Here is a 17,397-nt window from a genome sequence, read left to right on the forward strand (position 1 = left end):
TTGTTTCGCGTCATGACTGGGGCGAAACATTAATAACTACGTGTCAGCCCCGATCTTTATCATGTCTGGAATAGTTGTTTCTCCAATTTATCGAGGTGCGTGTTCATCAGCCTGACCGCAGCCGACACATCGCGGCGCTCAACCGCATCGACTATCGCCCCGTGTGATTGCCATGCATCGTGATCATTCCACGGAACTTCACACTGCGCGATTGCCAGGGAAATCGGTGGTACCAGGCTTCCGAGAAACCAGGCCAGTGGAACGTTGCCGACGAATTCAGCCAATAGCAGGTGAAATTCACCGGACAGGCGAAGCGTCGGTCCACGCAACCCACGCTCGGCGGATTCGCGCTCTCTGGCAACCAGGTCACGTAAATGTCGCAACTGCGTTGATTGTGGTTGTTGGCAAGCCAGCCGGATCAAGGTGGATTCGGTCAGGCGTCGAGCATGGAGCGTCTGGCGGGTCCGCTCAGCATCTGGCGCCGCCACTTGAGGTCGATGATTGGGCAGCAGCAAGATCACCTGCTGCTGAGACAATCTCGCAAGTACCTGGCGAATGATGTTGCGATTCACGCCGAACATCTGGCCCAGGCTCGCTTCGGTAAAACGACTGTCAGTGTCGATACGCCGTTCAAGAATCGCGTCGAAAACCCGCGGGTAGATGTTGTCCACCAGATGGGTTTTCTCCTCTGCTCGGCGACGGCGTAGGGTCACGGGGAAAGTGAGGTGCTGTGAATTCAAGGCGCAGCTGGCCATGGCCTGTCTCCAGTCCGGTTGCCGAAATGAAAGTGAAAGAGGTTCAGTTGTGCATATGGTCGTCCGGGATGTTCAATTCGATGCCCATCCGTTGGCTTTCCCGAAGGATGTGCCGACGCATTTCGGCGCTGGCCTGGGCGCTGTTTTTGCTGCGGATCGCTCGTACCATGGCTTCGCTTTCTTCAAGGCGCTCAGCCAAGTGCTCCGGAGAATTGCGCAGCACGTCGGCGCTTTGCTTGAGGGCATTGCTGGTCTGCTGCACCACGCTCTGGAAAATCGGGTTCGAGGTCAGGGTGAACAACTCTTCGTGGAACGCGATGTAGGCGTTCACACCGGCTTCGCTGTCATTGGCTTCCAGGGCTTCGCGCATGTCCATCAGGGTCAGGCGCAGTTGCCCGACTTCCTTGCTACTGATGGACTGTGCCACCAGGCCGACGATGAACGGTTCGAGGGTGTAGCGCAGTTGCAGCACGTCTTCCAGGCTGGCCCCGGCGACCGCGCTGTCGTGGCTTTGGCTGTCGCTGAGATTGGCCTCCAGCACCACCACGCCTTTGCCCGGCATCGAGCGTACCAGCCCGAGGGTTTCCAGCACGATCACCGCTTCGCGCAGGCTTGGGCGGCTGATGCCCAGTTGTTCGGCCAGTTCACGCTGGCCTGGCAGCATGTCGCCGGAACGCCACTGACCGCGGGCCAGCGCGGCCCGTAGTTTTTCTACCACTGAATTTACGACGGTTGACGAGGTAATCACTGTTCGCTCCAGATCGCGATAAATGTGCCTGCCCGTGGGCAGGCACACGTTGTTTAAAATTCCTGCTGATGTGCCGGGACAACCGGTTTTCTCGGCTGGAAGGTATAACCCACCTGGCCGGACAGCACTTTGTTTGCCCGTTGGATATCGATGTCCTTTTCCCAGCGGGCAATGGCCACCGTGGCGACGCAGTTACCAATCAGATTGGTCAGTGCCCGGCCGATGCCCATGAACCAGTCCACCGCCAGCACCAGCACCAGGCCCACCACCGGAATTGCCGGGATCGCCGTCAGGGTGGCGGCGAGAATCACCAGCGCCGAGCCGGGAATCCCGTGGGCACCTTTGGAGGTGATCAGTGACACCAGCAGAATCGTCAGCAGGTCAGTCATGGCCAGCGGCGTGCCGGTGGCATTGGCGATGAACACAATGGCCAGGGTCAGGTAGATCGAAAAACCATCAAGGTTGAACGAATACCCGGTCGGAATCACCAGTCCGACCGTAGAGCTGCCGATGCCCAGATGCTCAAGCTTGCGCATGATTTGTGGCAGCACGGCGTCGGAAGAAGCGGTGCCCATGACGATCAGCAGTTCTTCACGCAGGTACTTGAGCAGTGGCCACATCCGCAGACCCGAGAGGCGCATCACCAGGCCGAGAATCAGCGCCACGAATGCTGCGCAGGTCAGGTAAAACAGGCCCACCAGGCTACCCAGGTGTTGCAGCGAGTCCAGGCCATATTTGCTGGTGGTGAAGGCGATGGCGCCGAAGACGCCAATCGGTGCCAGGCGCACGATCATGCCCATGATGCGGAAGATCACATGGCTCAGCTCGTTGATCAGCCGGGAAATACCCGACGCCGCTTCACCCACCAGATTCAACGCGCTGCCGAACAGCACCGAAAACAGCAGGACTTGCAGGATGTTGTTGTCGGCGAAGGCACCGATCACCGACGTCGGAATCAGGTCCATCAAGAACTGCGTGGTGGTGTGCATGTGCTGACCGCGCTGGGCGATGTCGCCCATGTCGGCGGCGGAGAGTTGCTCCAGATGAATGTTCGCGCCGCTGCCTATACCGGTGGTGAAGGCGAACACCAGGCCGATCACCAGGGCGATGGTGGTCAGTATTTCGAAGTAGATGACCGATTTGAGGCCGATGCGTCCGACCTTCTTCAGGTCACCGGCACCGCTGATGCCGCTGACCACCACGCAAAACACGATCAGGCCAATGAGCATCTTGATCAGTTTGATGAAGCCGTCGCCGAGGGGTTTGAGTTGGGCGGAGTATTCGGGAAGGGTCAGCCCGCAGACGATGCCGAGCACCAGTCCGAGAACCACTTGAAGGAAGATTGAACGCGAGCACCATCTGAGCATGGGAGGAATCCTGGTCGGTGTCCTGGCTGCCGTGCGCCAAGCGCATCAGATTCAGGACTTAATTATTGTGGTCTTACCGGTATGTCCAGTGCAGGCGCAGTCTACGCTGGATTTTTTCAGGATTACAAGGGGACGCAGCAAAATTGGCATGACCGGTCTGACCAGTGGTGCCAACCCCCATTGATCTTTATGGCGGACGAAAAAAAACCGGCCATCACTGGCCGGTTTTTTCATTGCTGCGGTTTAGCGGTGCAATTAAGCGCCGTACACCGGCAGTTTCTTGCAGATGGCCTTGACCTTCTCACGAACGGCGTCGATCACCGCTTCGTTGTTCAGGTCAGCCAGGATGTCGCAGATCCAGCCGGCCAGCTCTTTGCACTCTGCTTCCTTGAAGCCGCGAGTGGTCACAGCCGGGGTACCGAAACGCAGGCCGGAGGTGACGAACGGGGAGCGTGGATCGTTCGGTACCGAGTTCTTGTTCACGGTGATGAACGCTTTGCCCAGTGCAGCGTCGGCGTCTTTACCGGAGATTTCCTGCTTGATCAGCGACAGCAGGAACAGGTGGTTCTGAGTACCGCCCGACACCACGTCGAAACCGCGCTCGATGAACACGCCGGCCATGGCCTGGGCGTTTTTCACCACTTGTTGCTGGTAGGCCTTGAACTCAGGCTGCAGCGCTTCCTTGAAGCAGATCGCCTTGGCAGCGATCACGTGCTCCAGCGGGCCGCCCTGGGCACCCGGGAATACTGCGGAGTTCAGCTTCTTCTCGATGTCGGCGTTAGCGCGAGCCAGGATCAGGCCGCCACGTGGACCGCGCAGGGTCTTGTGGGTGGTGGTGGTCACCACGTCAGCGAAAGGCACCGGGTTCGGGTAGACGCCAGCGGCGACCAGACCGGCCACGTGGGCCATGTCGACGAACAGGTAAGCACCAACCTTGTCAGCGATAGCGCGGAAGCGTGGGAAGTCCAGGATCTGCGAGTAAGCCGAGAAACCGGCCACGATCATTTTCGGCTTGTGCTCGACCGCCAGACGCTCGACTTCGTCGTAGTCGATCAGGCCGTTGCTGTCGATGCCGTACTGCACGGCGTTGTACAGCTTGCCGGAGGACGAAACGCTGGCACCGTGGGTCAGGTGACCGCCGTGAGCCAGGCTCATGCCCAGAATGGTGTCGCCCGCTTGCAGCAGGGCCAGGTAAACGGCGCTGTTGGCTTGCGAACCGGCGTGCGGCTGAACGTTGGCGTAATCGGCGCCGAACAGTTCCTTGGCTCGATCAATTGCAAGCTGCTCGACGATGTCGACGAACTCGCAACCACCGTAGTAGCGCTTGCCTGGGTAACCTTCGGCGTACTTGTTGGTCAGTACCGAGCCTTGAGCTTCCATCACCGCAGGGCTGGTGTAGTTTTCCGAAGCGATCAGCTCAATGTGCTCTTCCTGGCGCTGAGCTTCTTGCTCCATGGCGGCAAAGAGATCGGCGTCGTACTTGGCAATAGTCAAATCACGGCTGAACATGGCGGTCCTCAAGGATCGGGGGCAGAAAAGGGAGGCATTCTAACCCAACCGCTTTTAGATGGCATATGAAAGGACATCATGTCGCAGACAAGTGGGCTTCATGGCGGGATCAGCGGTGATCGTGCGGGCCTCATCGCGGGCAAACCCGCTCCCACAGGGATCTTCAGTGGTCAAAAATCTTGGGTTCACCCAAAAAACTGTGGGAGGGGGCTTGCCCGCGATGGGGCCGTCCGCAGCACTCTGAAACTCAGTCGAACATGAACAACGCATCATTGCTGAACTGCGCTTCGAACCGGCCGGCCGGCATCGGGCGGCCGAACAGGTAGCCCTGAACCTCATCGCAACCATGCTCGCGCAGGAAGTCGAGCTGTTCGTGGGTTTCTACGCCCTCGGCGATTACCGCCAGATTGAGGCTGTGGGCCATGGCGATGATCGCCCGGGCAATCTGCGCATCCTGCTCGCCCGACGGCAGGCCATCAACGAAGGTGCGGTCGATTTTCAGCACATCGATCGGGAATTGCTTGAGGTAGTTGAGCGATGAATAACCGGTGCCGAAGTCGTCGACCGCAATGCTCAGGCCGAGGTTTTTCAGTCCGGCGAGGATCTGCATCGCCTCGCTGACTTCGCGCATCAGGATACTTTCGGTCAGCTCCAGCTCCAGGCACGCCGGCGGCAGGCCGGTTTCCCTGAGGATGGTGGCGATCCGCGTGCCGAGCTGCCCGTCGGAGAACTGCCGGGCCGAAATATTCACCGAGACCTTCGGCACCCGCACCTTGGCCTGGTGCCAGGTCTTGAGCTGACGGCAAGCCTCACCGATCACCCAGTCGCCGACATCCACCACCAGCCCGAGCTCTTCGAGCACCGGAATGAAATCTCCCGGCGGCACCAGACCGCGGCGCGGATGGCGCCAGCGCAGCAGGGCTTCGGCGCCGGTCAGGCGTTTGCCGTCGCCGCTGAATTGCGGCTGGTAGTACAGCACGAATTCGTTTTGTTCCAGGGCGTGGCGCAAGTCGCTTTCCAGCTCCAGACGCTCCAGGGCGCTGGCGTTCATGTCGGCCTGGTAGAACTGGAAGTTGTTCTTGCCGCGCTCCTTGGCGTGGTACATCGCGGTGTCGGCGTTCTTCATCAGCTGACTGAGTTCGCTACCGTCCTGAGGACTCAGGGCGATGCCGATACTGGCGGTGACGAAGAACTCGCGACCTTCGAGCACGAACGGCTTCACCAGGCTGGCGAGGATCTGTTCGGCCACGTGAATGGCTCGGTTCAGCGCGATCTCGCGGTTGACCCGGGGTTGCAGCAGCAATGTGAACTCATCACCGCCCATGCGCGCCACGGTGTCGTCATCGTCGACGCAGCCGAGCAGGCGCGTGGCCATTTCCTTGAGCATGCGGTCGCCGGCGGCATGGCCCAGGGAGTCGTTGATCGGCTTGAAGCGGTCCAGGTCGAGGAACATCAGCACCACCCAGGACTTCTGCCGTTCGGCCGATTGCAGCGCGGTGTGCAGGCGATCCTGGAACAGCGTGCGGTTGGGCAGGTGGGTCAGGGCGTCGTAATAGGCGAGGCGGTGAATCCGTTGCTCACTGGCCTTGCGTTCGCTGATGTCGCTGAAGAAACACACATAACTGGCCAGATCGCCTTCGTCGTCGAGCACCGCCGTAATCCCGACCCAGGCCGGATAGTGCTCGCCGTTGCGACGCTTGAGCCAGACTTCGCCTTCCCAGGTGCTGTGCTGATGCAATTGCTTGAGCACGTAGCGCAGATGAGTTTCCTGCTGCTCGTCGACGGTGAGCATGTTCGGCAACTGATCGAGCACCTGGGACACCGCATAGCCGCTGACGCGACTGAAGGCCTCGTTGGCCTGGACGATGTAGCCGGCCGGGTCAGTGATCAGAATCGCCGAGGTCGAGTGCTCGAATACCGTGGCCGCCATGCGCAGGTCCTTCTCGGCCCGGCGTTGCTGGCTGATGTCGCGACCGACCCCGAGCACACCTTCGAAGGCGCCGTGTTCGTCCCAGACCAGCACCAGACGCAACTCGATAGGGATCTTGCGTCCATCGGCCCGCAGGCAGTCGAACAAAAACAGTTGGGTCTGCACCTGACTGCGCAGCAGTGTCAGTTGATCGGGTTTATCCAGCGCTTTGCTGACCCGGTCCATCAGGCTGTAGATGCCGCTCAGTTGTTGCGGGTTGGCGATGGTCGATTGCCAGCCGTTCTGGAATATCCAGTCGGCGTCGAAGCCCAGCACCGCTTGTACCGAAGGGCTGACGTAATTGAGCGCCATCTTGCTGTCAGTGGAGAAAATCACGTCGCTGATACTTTCAGCGAGCATCCGGTAGCGCTGCTCGCTGTCGCGCAGGGATTCACTGGCTTCGATCTGCTCAGTGATGTCCTTGGCCACGCCGATGATGCGCGTGACCTGATCGTGCTTGTCCCGCGCCAGGGCCTGTTCGCGAATATCGAAACGCCGCCATTTGCCATCGCGATGACGGAAGCGCAGCTGGCACTGCAGCAATTGGGTGTAACCCGCCTGACGCTGAGACTGGCGAGAGCGGTGGTAGTAGTCGGCATCTTCCGGGTGCAGGAGGATTTCCCAGAAGTACTCGCCCATCTGGTGCAGCTCGGTGCGGTTGTAACCCAGCGTCTGCCCAAGGTGATGGTTGCTGAAGATCATCCGCTGGCTGATCACGTCTTGCACATACAGGTGATCCGGCACGGTACGCACCACATCGGACCAGAATCCTTCGCGCTCCAGCAGCGAAAGCTCGATGAGTTTGCGGCTGGTGATGTCGCTGATGCTCAGGATCACCGCTCTATAGTCGGGCTGATCTTCCGGCAGGCGCAGCACCAGCCACAAGTGCTGGTCGCGGCCATTGGCGTCCTGAAGCTTGATTTCCAGCTCAAGTTGTTTCTGCTGGTGGAGCACCGCTTCGAGCACTTGATTGCCGATGGCCGTGCAGTCCAGTGGGCAGCCGTTGATCAGCAGTTTCCAGGCCTGATCGCAGGAATTGACGTTGAGCAGTTGCAGGGCGACCTGGTTGACTTCGGTGATGCGCAGTTCCTGCAACAATTGCTGGCGTTGCTCCGGTATCTCGAGCCAGGTTCTCAGCTGCTCGCTGTTGGTGAGTTGCGCCTTGTCGAAAAAACTTTTGAGTCCGGACAAGTCCAGCACGCACAGGGCAACGCCGGTGCCTTCGAAGATGTCCTGATAGCGTCGGCGGCCTTCATGCAGTTGGCGTTGGCGGCGACGAATGTTCAGCAAAGCGATGAACGGTAACAGCGAGAACGCCAGGCCCAGAAGGCATTTGCCGATGAACGCCGGCAGCATTTGTTCGATCACCCGTTGCCGGTCAAACAGCCCGCGCAGTTGCCAGTCGCTGCTGCTCAGGGGGACGATCAATACGCTGTTGGTCAGTTCGTCGGGTGTCAGCGCCGCGGGTTTGGCTGAAGGCAGGGCGTCATCGCGACTGATGATCTGATGATTGATGCGGTTTTCCACCAGCCACAGGGGGCGAAGGCCGGCGTCGCCCTGTTTGGTCAATGAAGAAAAAAATGTCGGTGTCAGGCGCAGGGCCCAGTAGCCGCGCGTGCTGCCGCTGGCCTGGTGCAGGAGCAGGTGCACCACCGAGCCGTCATCGGCATTGCTGAAATAGTGGGCCTGGGCGCGGCTGCGCTGGACCAGTTCGCTCAGGTAGTTGGCGTCCTGGCTGTCGACGGCGCTGTCACTCAGGATTTTCCCGGAGGGGCTGAGCAGCGCCAGGCTGCGCAGGTCGGGCAGCGACTGTTGCAGTTTGCGCAGCAATGCCTGCTGTTCGTCGGCGCTTTGCGGTTGTTCGACGATCGGTAGCAGATTAAGGGCGATCTGGGCGTTGAGCGCCATGTTGAGGCTGACTTGCGAAGCCAGGTCGGCGGTGTAGTCGATGGTGTACTGGCGCTGGTTTTTCTGGGTTTCGCGCAGTTGATCCAGCAACTGCCAGAACAGCAATGCGAGCAGCAACAGCACGAGAGTCGCCAGCGCGCCCTTCAAGCTTCCGCGCAGGGGCGAGCCGAGCCCAGGGTTGAGCACGCTCGCGGACGGTGGCGGAGTGACATTAGACAAACTGTAATCCTGCGGTTTGGCTGGACTGGCGCGGCGTGCACTATAAGCCGGACGCCCGAAGGGCGGCTAGCATGCCTTGAGTTGTGGCGAAGTGCCAGCCCCGCTCGGCTGGACTGCCTTCTGTCAATGAGGTAGCTTTGCCGGTTACGCGGGAGCGTTCCAGCTCCTAGACTCAGGTTTTTTTCAGCGCGCACGCCTTGATACCCATCAAACGAACGACGCGCATGGCCTGGCCGGGCATCGCCTGCGCTCCAATCATTCATCAGTCACTGACCCTAGGTTCTCCATGGCTCAATACGTCTTCACCATGCATCGGCTGGGCAAAGTTGTTCCGCCGAAGCGGGAAATCCTGAAAAACATTTCGCTGTCGTTCTTCCCCGGCGCCAAAATCGGCGTCCTCGGTCTCAACGGTTCGGGTAAGTCCACGCTGCTGAAAATCATGGCAGGCGTCGACACCGAGTTCGACGGTGAAGCCCGTCCGATGCCGGACCTGAACATCGGCTACCTGCCGCAAGAACCGATCCTGGACCCGACCAAGACCGTGCGTGAAGTGGTCGAGGAAGCGGTCAGCGTGATCAAGGACGCCCAGGCGCGTCTGGACGAGGTCTACGCGGCCTACGCCGATCCGGATGCCGACTTCGACAAGCTGGCTGCAGAGCAAGCCAAACTTGAAGCCATCCTGCAGGCCAGCGATGGCCACAACCTGGATCGCCAACTGGAAGTCGCTGCCGATGCGCTGCGTCTGCCGGCCTGGGATGCCAGGGTTGAACATCTTTCCGGTGGTGAAAAGCGTCGTGTGGCCCTGTGCCGCCTGCTGCTGTCCGCCCCGGACATGCTGCTGCTCGACGAACCAACCAACCACCTGGACGCCGACTCCGTCGCCTGGCTGGAGCACTTCCTGCACGATTTCCCGGGCACCGTGGTTGCGATCACGCACGACCGTTACTTCCTGGACAACGTTGCCGGCTGGATCCTCGAACTCGACCGCGGCGCCGGTATCCCGTACGAAGGCAACTATTCGGGTTGGCTCGAAGCCAAGTCCGATCGTCTGGCGGCCGAATCCAAGCAGCAATCGGCTCACGAAAAGGCCATGAAGGAAGAACTGGAGTGGGTGCGCAAAGGCGCCAAGGCCCGCCAGTCCAAGTCCAAGGCTCGTCTGCAACGCTTCGAAGAAATGCAGTCACAGGAATTCCAGAAGCGCAGCGAAACCAACGAGATCTACATCCCGGCCGGTCCACGCCTGGGCGACAAGGTCATCGAGTTCAAGAACGTCACCAAGGGCTACGGCGATCGCGTGCTGATCGACAACCTGTCGTTCTCCATGCCTAAAGGCGCCATCGTTGGCGTGATCGGCGGTAACGGTGCCGGTAAATCGACCCTGTTCCGCATGTTGATGGGCAAGGAAACGCCGGATTCGGGCAGCATCGAAGTCGGCGAAACCGTGCAACTGGCGTGCGTCGACCAGAGCCGTGAAGACCTGGATGGCAGCAAGACTGTGTTCCAGCAGATCTCCGACGGTTCCGACCAGATTCGCATCGGCAACTACGAGATCCCGTCGCGTACCTACGTCGGTCGTTTCAACTTCAAGGGTGGCGATCAGCAGAAGTTCGTCAAGGACCTGTCCGGTGGTGAGCGTGGTCGCTTGCACCTGGCTCTGACCCTGAAAGAGGGCGGCAACGTCCTGCTGCTCGACGAACCGTCCAACGACCTCGACGTTGAAACCCTGCGTTCCCTGGAAGAAGCCTTGCTGGACTTCCCGGGCGCCGCCATTGTGATCTCTCACGATCGGTGGTTCCTTGACCGCGTCGCGACTCACATCCTGGCGTACGAAGACGACTCGCAAGCGGTGTTCTTCGAAGGCAACTACACCGAGTACGAAGCCGATCGCAAGAAACGCCTCGGCGAAGCGGCCTCCCAGCCGCACCGGGTACGGCACAAGAAACTGGCCTGATTTCAGGTTGGTTGCATAAAAAAACGGAGCCTTCGTTCGGGGCTCCGTTTTTTTTATGGGTTTTTTCAGTGGCACCGCGGCGAGGCCTTCGCGGGCAAGCCTCGCTCCTACAGCGAAGGCGTCATCGAACTCACCCGATCTCTATAGCCAGCACCTCAATCACCAAATCCCCCGCCGGGCGTTTCCACGACACTTCATCGCCCACGTGCGCACCCAGCAACGCCCGTCCCAGTGGCGAACTCCAATTGATCAACCCATGGGCGGCATCCGCCTGGTCTTCTCCAACCAATTGCACGCGCTGCTCGTGATCGTGTTCGTCGGCAAAAGTTACCCAATTGCCAATCTGCACTTTGTCGGTGGAGGAGGCTGGTGCAACCACCTGCGCACTTTGCAGGCGCTGCTTGAAGTAGCGCCAGTCGCGATCGAGGTCAGCCTGGCGCTGCTTGTCGGCCAGGTCACCTTTGGCGCTTTCCTCGTCGAGCAGGCTTTGCAGCGCGGCGACTTTCGCCTGAAGCTGCGCGAGCCCGGCGGGTGTGACGTAATTGGGCTGCGCGCTGACCTGTCGTTCGACTGGCAGGTCGGCTTGCGCGGCAGCGTTATCTTCATTGACGAAGGCGCGACTCATGTTGTTCTCCCGTTATAGGGTTTGGGCCATGGTCGCGTGCTTTAAGTTTCGACGAATGTCTGTAAACGACTTATTGCGAGCGATAGGCTCGCGCGGCGTCCCGGTCTTTCTGCTGTTGCCAGGCCCGTTCGCGCTCGTCCCAATGGCGTTCCCTGTACTCGTTTCGATCCTCGTTTTCGCGCATGGCCTGGCACTGACGGAAGCCATCGGTCCAGCCTTCGGCGTATTGCTTGTCCTTGAGGTAGCGTGGGACATTTTTGCGAAACTCACCGGTGATTGCCCCGGCGGCTTGCCGGCCACTGCTGCAACCGTCATCGAAGCCATCGGCGAACGCTGGCGGATAACCCTTGGCGATCAGGTCCTCGTGGGTCGACTGACACCCTGTGATCAGGACCAATAACCCCAATACTCCCACGCAACGCCACATCTCGGACTCCAGGGCCGTTCAACGGCCTATAGGGGAAGTCTAGAAGCGGATTTGTCGGATGGGAGTGAAAGAAAGGTCAAAAGATCAATAGTGATACCACTTCACTTCAAGCATCACTTCGTTATCGGGTGACGCCAGGTGGCTGAATTCGCGCTGGGCACTCAGGCGCAGCCCGAGGTTGCGCGACAACTCCCACTGCTGATTCAGGCTCATGTTCCGGCGCACTTCGCCGTTGGTGAAGTAATCGCCCTTGGCTTCCAGGCTGAAATTCCCCAGCGGGTTTTTCCACAGCAGACCGCTGTTGAAGCCCGCTGCCGGGGCAATGAAGCCTGCGAAGTCGTTGTTGTGCTCCACGCGCACGGTGCCCAAGGCGAACCCGAGCATGTCGTCGCTCAGTTGCCAGGTCCCGCCACCACCACCGTTGACATGACTGACCAGGGTTTCGTCATCGTGCTTGCCCGGCACACGCTCCAGGCCGCCGGTGACTTGCCACGACAGCGGCTGCAACAGCGCGTTGCGCGGGGTCAGGGAGCGGATGGTCGCCAGGTCCAGTTGCTGCAGCTGCCAGTGATTGCCTTCGTATTGGCGCAGCTTCATCTGCAGGATTTCGATCTGCGCGCCAAGGGGAAAGCTTTCGGCGTTGTCGTTAAGGTCGTGGTAGGCCATGCGCAGGCCATATTCGCCGAAGGCTTGGTCACCCCGGGTGCCGATGCCGGCCTGCCAGGTGCGGGACTCGTGGCCATCCTCGGGCAAGCCAGGTCGCGCAATGTCCAGTTCAGGAGGCGGGTTCTGATTGATCGCGCGCAGTAATTCGAAACTGCGCTGAGCTCGTTGCGGGTCACGTTCCTGGCCGTTGGCGCGATAACGCTCCAGACGATAGGCCGCGTCGATGATCAACGCCTGACGCTCGCGCGGTTGCGCCTTGAACGCCGGTTCCTGCAATTGCTTCTGATCGGCGCTGATTTTCAGCACCCACTGCTGCTCTTCATCGGTCAACGGCTGCGCGCGGCTCAGCAGTTCACGCTCGCGGGACGGGCGATATTCGATCGACTCCACCAGCCCGGCCTGTTTCACCGCTTTGACGGTGTCGGTGGGAATGGCGGTCAACGGGAACTGATCGGTCAGCTTCAGGCCCGGCCGCGCCACCTGCAGCAGCTCAAGCAGGCGATAGGAGCAGTTTTCATCGAAGAAGAAGTAGTCGAACTGGATCTGCTTGAGCTCCCAGACATGCTCGACCATGCGCTCGGTTTCCTGCTGGGTCAGGTTCAGGCGGTATTCCCACAGGTCGCGGTTTTCGAGGCTACGGTATTCCGAGAGTTTTTCCTGATAGGGCACCAGTGCAAACAGCCCTGGATAACCACCCATCAGGCCTTTCCACGCATACAAAATGCTGTTGTCCGACCCTTCGATGTAGGCGCCGAAGTTGATCGCGTAACTGAGCAGCGAGGTCTTGTCGCGCTGCACATCGGCCTGATCGATGCGCAGCAAGGTATGGCCGAACATCGACGACGGGCTGTTCAGGTAGGCGGCCGGGAAAATCATCACCGCACTGTGGGGCGAAACGTCCTTGAACCATTGCTTGAATTCAGCACAGTCCAGCGACGGCAGATCCGTCAGGTCAAGTTGCGCCTTGAGCCAGCGAGTACGGGCCGGATAGACGCATTGCGCATGCTGCTCGCCGGCACTGGCCGGGGCATACAGCGCCTGTACGGTCGCCGCCAGTTCGCGGTCGGGGTGTTCGTTGCCATCGGAGGCGAGAAAGAATTTCTTGTCGCTGACATAGCTGCGCCAGCCACCGAGCTTGGCGGTTTCGTAATGACCCAGGGAAATCCAGAAGGGGTCGTTGGCCAGTTGCTGCAAACGTTGATTGTCGATGTGGGGCGCGGCGGACAGCGGGGCGCAGACACAGAGCGCCAGCCAGGCAAGGCGTTTGAGCATAGTGAGCAACTTAAGTCGAAAGTAACAAAGACCCAAAGGGGCAGGCCAAAAGGGCCGGGGTCAAAAATAAAACCCGCTCCCCAAAGAGAGCGGGACGGGTCGAGCTTAAGCTTGAGTGGCGTACTTGGCCAGACGAGGATCGTTCTTCAATACGGCCAGGGTATTGGTATGCACGTCTTCAGCGGTCACGTCAGCCTTGCTGAAAATTTGCTGGAAGTGTTGATGAGTCACGGCGGCGAAGTGCGCACGGTCTTCCGGCGCCACGCCCAGTACCACGGCGTAAGTGGTCAGCGCTTCGCCCTGACCTTTAGCCATGTCTTCGGACAGCTCGTTCATCATGCCATTCATGGCAATCCAGGATTTGCCGCCATAGGTCAGCGCCGCATTGGTCGAGCAACCGTTGGTGCCGGAGGTCATGCCGAAAGTTGCATTACCGGAGGTGCCGTTGGTGGTGGATGCCAGGAAGTGTGCCGGGGTGCCACGCTGACCTTCGAACAGCATGTTGCCCCAACCGCAGTCCGGACCGCCTGGCGCCTGAGCCATGGCGTTGATGGATACAACGGTGAAGAGAGTACCAAGAAGAATCCGTTTCATAGCTATGTTCTCTTTGTGTGCATACCAATGGACAGGGTGCTGGCCCCTAATGGTGCCAGTGGGCCGGTTATTCGTTCCAGCCGCGCAGTTTGGAGTTTAGGCAGGTTCCAGGGGTTCCGTGATTTTTTGCGAAACATTCCCTGAAAACCTTGATTTTGACCCGCGCGGCCCGAGGATGGGGGCTTGTCTAAGCTTTGGCTTGAGGTGCGCCTTGCCAGTGGGTACGGGCAGCGCCAGAATGCCGTTATCTGCCCCGCCTGATGTAAGGAAGCCCGATGCCTGATCCTGTTGCTGCCAGCTTGCGTCTAGCGCCTGAAGCGCTGACCCGTCCGTTTTCCGCTGAACAGTTCAGCTTCTCTACCACCAATGATCTGGAGCCTTTCCGCGGTGTGCTTGGCCAGGAACGTGCGGTCGAAGCCTTGCAGTTCGGTGTGGCCATGCCACGCCCCGGTTACAACGTATTTGTCATGGGCGAGCCCGGCACTGGCCGGTTTTCGTTCGTCAAGCGCTATCTCAAGGCCGAAGGAAAGCGCATGCAGACCCCGGCGGACTGGGTCTACGTCAATAATTTCGATGAGCCGCGCGAGCCTCGCGCCCTGGAGTTGCCGTCGGGTACCGCTGGCGCCTTTATCGGTGACATCAATGGCTTGATCGACAACCTGCTGGCGACCTTTCCGGCGGTGTTCGAGCACCCGTCCTACCAGCAGAAGAAAAGCGCCATCGATCGCGCCTTCAACCAGCGTTATGACCGCGCGCTGGATGTGATCGAGCGTCTGGCGCTGGAGAAAGACGTCGCGCTCTACCGCGACAGCAGCAACATTGCCTTCACCCCGATGAGCGAAGGCAAGGCCCTGGATGAGGCGGAATTCGCCCAGTTGCCGGAAGCCGAGCGCGAGCGCTTTCATGATGACATTTCCGGGCTCGAAGAGCGGTTGAACGAAGAACTCGCCAGCCTGCCGCAATGGAAGCGCGAGTCGAGTAATCAGCTGCGCCAGCTCAACGAAGAAACCATCACCCTGGCCTTGCAGCCCTTACTGGCGCCGCTGTCGGAAAAGTATGCGGAAAACGCAGGGGTTTGTGGTTACTTGCAAGCGATGCAGGTGTACCTGCTTAAAACGGTGGTCGAGCAACTGGTGGACGACAGCAAGACCGACGCCATCGCCCGCAAATTGCTTGAAGAGCAATACGCCCCGAGCCTGGTGGTCGGGCATCCGCACAGCGGCGGTGCGCCGGTGGTGTTCGAGCCGCACCCGACCTACGACAACCTGTTTGGCCGTATCGAATACAGCACCGATCAGGGCGCGCTCTACACCACCTATCGCCAGTTGCGACCGGGTGCTTTGCACCGGGCCAACGGCGGTTTCCTGATCCTCGAAGCGGAAAAAATGCTCAGCGAGCCATTCGTCTGGGATGCGCTCAAGCGTGCCTTGCAATCGCGCAAGCTGAAAATGGAATCGCCACTGGGTGAGCTGGGCCGTCTGGCCACCGTGACGCTGACGCCGCAACACATTCCGTTGCAGGTCAAAGTCGTGATCATCGGCGCCCGGCAGCTCTACTACACGCTGCAAGACCTCGATCCGGACTTCCAGGAGATGTTCCGCGTCCTGGTGGATTTCGATGAAGACATTCCGATGGTTGACGAAAGCCTGGAGCAGTTCGCCCAGTTGCTCAAAACCCGTACCTCGGAAGAAGGCATGGCGCCGCTGACCGCCGATGCGGTGGCGCGTCTGGCGACTTACAGCGCACGTCTGGCCGAGCACCAGGGACGTTTGTCGGCACGGATCGGCGATCTGTTCCAACTGGTCAGCGAGGCGGATTTCATTCGCGACCTGGCGGGTGATGACATGACTGACGCCGGGCACATCGAGCGTGCGCTCAAGGCCAAGGCCACCCGTACCGGGCGCGTTTCGGCGCGGATTCTCGATGACATGCTGGCCGGGATCATTCTGATCGACACCGATGGCGCGGCGGTCGGCAAGTGCAACGGGCTGACGGTACTGGAAGTCGGCGATTCGGCCTTCGGGATACCGGCGCGGATTTCCGCCACGGTGTATCCGGGCGGCAGCGGCATCGTCGACATCGAGCGCGAGGTCAACCTCGGCCAGCCGATTCACTCCAAAGGCGTGATGATCCTCACCGGGTACCTGGGCAGCCGTTACGCCCAGGAATTCCCGTTGGCGATTTCCGCAAGCATCGCCCTGGAGCAGTCCTACGGTTACGTCGACGGCGACAGCGCATCGTTGGGCGAGGCCTGTACGCTGATCTCGGCCTTGTCGAAAACTCCACTCAAGCAGTGCTTTGCGATTACCGGTTCGATCAACCAATTCGGTGAAGTGCAGGCGGTAGGCGGGGTCAACGAGAAGATCGAAGGCTTCTTCCGGCTCTGCGAGGCTCGCGGCCTGACGGGCGAGCAGGGAGCGATCATTCCTCAGGCTAACGTCGCCACGCTGATGCTTGACGAGAAGGTGCTGGCGGCGGTGCGCGCGGGGCAGTTCCATGTCTACGCGGTGCGCCAGGCCGACGAAGCCCTGAGCCTGCTGGTCGGCGAGCCGGCCGGTACGCCGGATGAGAATGGCGAGTTTCCCGAGGGCAGCGTCAACGCGCGGGTGGTGGAACGCTTGCGGGTGATCGCGGAAATGGTCAGCGACGAAGACCTCAAGGAGGCCGAAAAGGAGTTGGCGCAGGAAGCATTGCTGGAAGTCAAACCGGCCTGAGTCAATCTCGAAACTGAGGAGGCTCCCTGTGGCGAGGGAGCTTGTCGGACCGCCGCACCGCCCCGTTCGGCTGCGTAGCAGTCGTCACATCGGCGATGAGGTCTGTCTGATAAATTTCGGGGCCGCTTCGCAGCCCAACGGGGCAAGCCCCCTCGCCACATCTCTGGCGTCAATATTTGCACGGCGACCACTCGGCGCCTTCTGGCTGCGGGCCGCGTGCGAGCTGAACTTTTCTTCTATTCTCTGCTCAAGGATATCGACAGTTATCACTGGATCGAGACAGCCTTCCCGTGGAGGCTGAATACCGGATCTACCGAGGGTCGCCGCCATGTCGCGCAACCTCTGCCTCACCCGTCAATGCCTGGGCCTTGTGACCCGTATCGAATGTGCTATCCGCCCGCTGGCGGGAGATACGGGCATGTGGACCTTGCTTTTTGCCGCCGGAATGGCCGGCGAGCAACCTTCAGCCATCAAGGCTCAAGGCCCGTTCCGTGGGCCGGTCGTGGCTGAATCGATCCTCGACACCATCGTCGAAAGTCTGACTCTGCATGGCTACGAGCTGGCCGATGACCCGCAAATCTGGTGCCTGCACCTGCAAGCCCAGTTGCGAGAGATCAACGGTGGCCGTTTCCACAACCTTGCCGGTCCCGGGTTTCGACCTGAAGGCTGATCC

The 17,397-nt window shown here is 60.1% G+C and carries 12 protein-coding genes; 3 read left to right on the forward strand and 9 right to left on the reverse strand.

The window, feature by feature from the left end; all coding sequences use genetic code 11:
* Positions 1 to 59 precede the first annotated feature (59 nt).
* The 5 genes from JUI81_RS19760 to JUI81_RS19780 form a co-directional block, all read right to left on the reverse strand.
* On the reverse strand, positions 60 to 755 hold the full coding sequence (locus tag JUI81_RS19760; protein WP_026331861.1) for a GntR family transcriptional regulator: 696 nt from the start codon (positions 753 to 755) through the stop codon (positions 60 to 62).
* Positions 756 to 798: 43 nt separating this feature from the next.
* Positions 799 to 1,503 carry a FadR/GntR family transcriptional regulator gene (locus tag JUI81_RS19765; RefSeq protein WP_019581280.1) on the reverse strand — a complete coding sequence of 235 codons (705 nt, stop codon included), beginning with the start codon at positions 1,501 to 1,503 and terminating at the stop codon, positions 799 to 801.
* Between the two features lie 53 nt (positions 1,504 to 1,556).
* Entirely contained in the window at positions 1,557 to 2,870 is a 1,314-nt protein-coding gene (locus tag JUI81_RS19770) for a C4-dicarboxylate transporter DctA (protein WP_018925865.1), read from the reverse strand.
* Positions 2,871 to 3,125: 255 nt separating this feature from the next.
* Positions 3,126 to 4,379, reverse strand: coding sequence for a serine hydroxymethyltransferase (glyA, locus tag JUI81_RS19775; RefSeq protein ID WP_019581278.1), 1,254 nt, complete (start codon positions 4,377 to 4,379; stop codon positions 3,126 to 3,128).
* A 247-nt stretch (positions 4,380 to 4,626) separates the two neighbouring features.
* Complete coding sequence (locus JUI81_RS19780; protein ID WP_028938877.1) at positions 4,627 to 8,475, reverse strand: bifunctional diguanylate cyclase/phosphodiesterase; 3,849 nt, start codon at positions 8,473 to 8,475, stop codon at positions 4,627 to 4,629.
* A 286-nt stretch (positions 8,476 to 8,761) separates the two neighbouring features.
* Between JUI81_RS19780 and ettA the strand changes: the two genes are divergently transcribed.
* On the forward strand, positions 8,762 to 10,426 hold the full coding sequence (ettA, locus tag JUI81_RS19785) for an energy-dependent translational throttle protein EttA (RefSeq protein WP_018925869.1): 1,665 nt from the start codon (positions 8,762 to 8,764) through the stop codon (positions 10,424 to 10,426).
* A gap of 130 nt (positions 10,427 to 10,556) precedes the next feature.
* On the opposite strand, the gene JUI81_RS19790 is transcribed toward ettA, so the two are convergent.
* The 4 genes from JUI81_RS19790 to JUI81_RS19805 all read right to left on the reverse strand — a co-directional run bounded on the left by JUI81_RS19790 (position 10,557) and on the right by JUI81_RS19805 (position 14,010).
* Positions 10,557 to 11,051: a GreA/GreB family elongation factor gene (locus JUI81_RS19790; RefSeq protein WP_019581276.1), complete on the reverse strand. Its 495-nt coding sequence runs from the start codon at positions 11,049 to 11,051 to the stop codon at positions 10,557 to 10,559.
* A gap of 70 nt (positions 11,052 to 11,121) precedes the next feature.
* Entirely contained in the window at positions 11,122 to 11,478 is a 357-nt protein-coding gene (locus JUI81_RS19795) for a hypothetical protein (RefSeq protein ID WP_007938453.1), read from the reverse strand.
* An 84-nt stretch (positions 11,479 to 11,562) separates the two neighbouring features.
* Entirely contained in the window at positions 11,563 to 13,416 is a 1,854-nt protein-coding gene (locus JUI81_RS19800) for a DUF4105 domain-containing protein (protein WP_204124864.1), read from the reverse strand.
* A 105-nt stretch (positions 13,417 to 13,521) separates the two neighbouring features.
* Complete coding sequence (locus JUI81_RS19805; RefSeq protein ID WP_018925873.1) at positions 13,522 to 14,010, reverse strand: DUF3015 domain-containing protein; 489 nt, start codon at positions 14,008 to 14,010, stop codon at positions 13,522 to 13,524.
* Positions 14,011 to 14,285: 275 nt separating this feature from the next.
* On the opposite strand from JUI81_RS19805, the gene JUI81_RS19810 reads away from it, so the two are divergent.
* Positions 14,286 to 16,724 carry a Lon protease family protein gene (locus tag JUI81_RS19810; RefSeq protein WP_019581274.1) on the forward strand — a complete coding sequence of 813 codons (2,439 nt, stop codon included), beginning with the start codon at positions 14,286 to 14,288 and terminating at the stop codon, positions 16,722 to 16,724.
* A gap of 328 nt (positions 16,725 to 17,052) precedes the next feature.
* Positions 17,053 to 17,394, forward strand: coding sequence for a hypothetical protein (locus tag JUI81_RS19815; protein ID WP_019581273.1), 342 nt, complete (start codon positions 17,053 to 17,055; stop codon positions 17,392 to 17,394).
* Positions 17,395 to 17,397 lie beyond the last annotated feature (3 nt).

Source organism: Pseudomonas sp. 008 (assembly GCF_016861935.1).
GTDB lineage: Bacteria > Pseudomonadota > Gammaproteobacteria > Pseudomonadales > Pseudomonadaceae > Aquipseudomonas.

Coding starts and splice junctions, on each gene's coding strand:
- glyA (WP_019581278.1), bottom strand. CDS start 4,379: ATGTTCAGCCGTGATTTGACTATTGCCAAGTACGACGCCGATCTCTTT.
- JUI81_RS19815 (WP_019581273.1), top strand. CDS start 17,053: ATGTCGCGCAACCTCTGCCTCACCCGTCAATGCCTGGGCCTTGTGACC.
- JUI81_RS19800 (WP_204124864.1), bottom strand. CDS start 13,416: ATGCTCAAACGCCTTGCCTGGCTGGCGCTCTGTGTCTGCGCCCCGCTG.
- JUI81_RS19790 (WP_019581276.1), bottom strand. CDS start 11,051: ATGAGTCGCGCCTTCGTCAATGAAGATAACGCTGCCGCGCAAGCCGAC.
- JUI81_RS19795 (WP_007938453.1), bottom strand. CDS start 11,478: ATGTGGCGTTGCGTGGGAGTATTGGGGTTATTGGTCCTGATCACAGGG.
- JUI81_RS19810 (WP_019581274.1), top strand. CDS start 14,286: ATGCCTGATCCTGTTGCTGCCAGCTTGCGTCTAGCGCCTGAAGCGCTG.
- ettA (WP_018925869.1), top strand. CDS start 8,762: ATGGCTCAATACGTCTTCACCATGCATCGGCTGGGCAAAGTTGTTCCG.
- JUI81_RS19770 (WP_018925865.1), bottom strand. CDS start 2,870: ATGCTCAGATGGTGCTCGCGTTCAATCTTCCTTCAAGTGGTTCTCGGA.
- JUI81_RS19760 (WP_026331861.1), bottom strand. CDS start 755: ATGGCCAGCTGCGCCTTGAATTCACAGCACCTCACTTTCCCCGTGACC.
- JUI81_RS19805 (WP_018925873.1), bottom strand. CDS start 14,010: ATGAAACGGATTCTTCTTGGTACTCTCTTCACCGTTGTATCCATCAAC.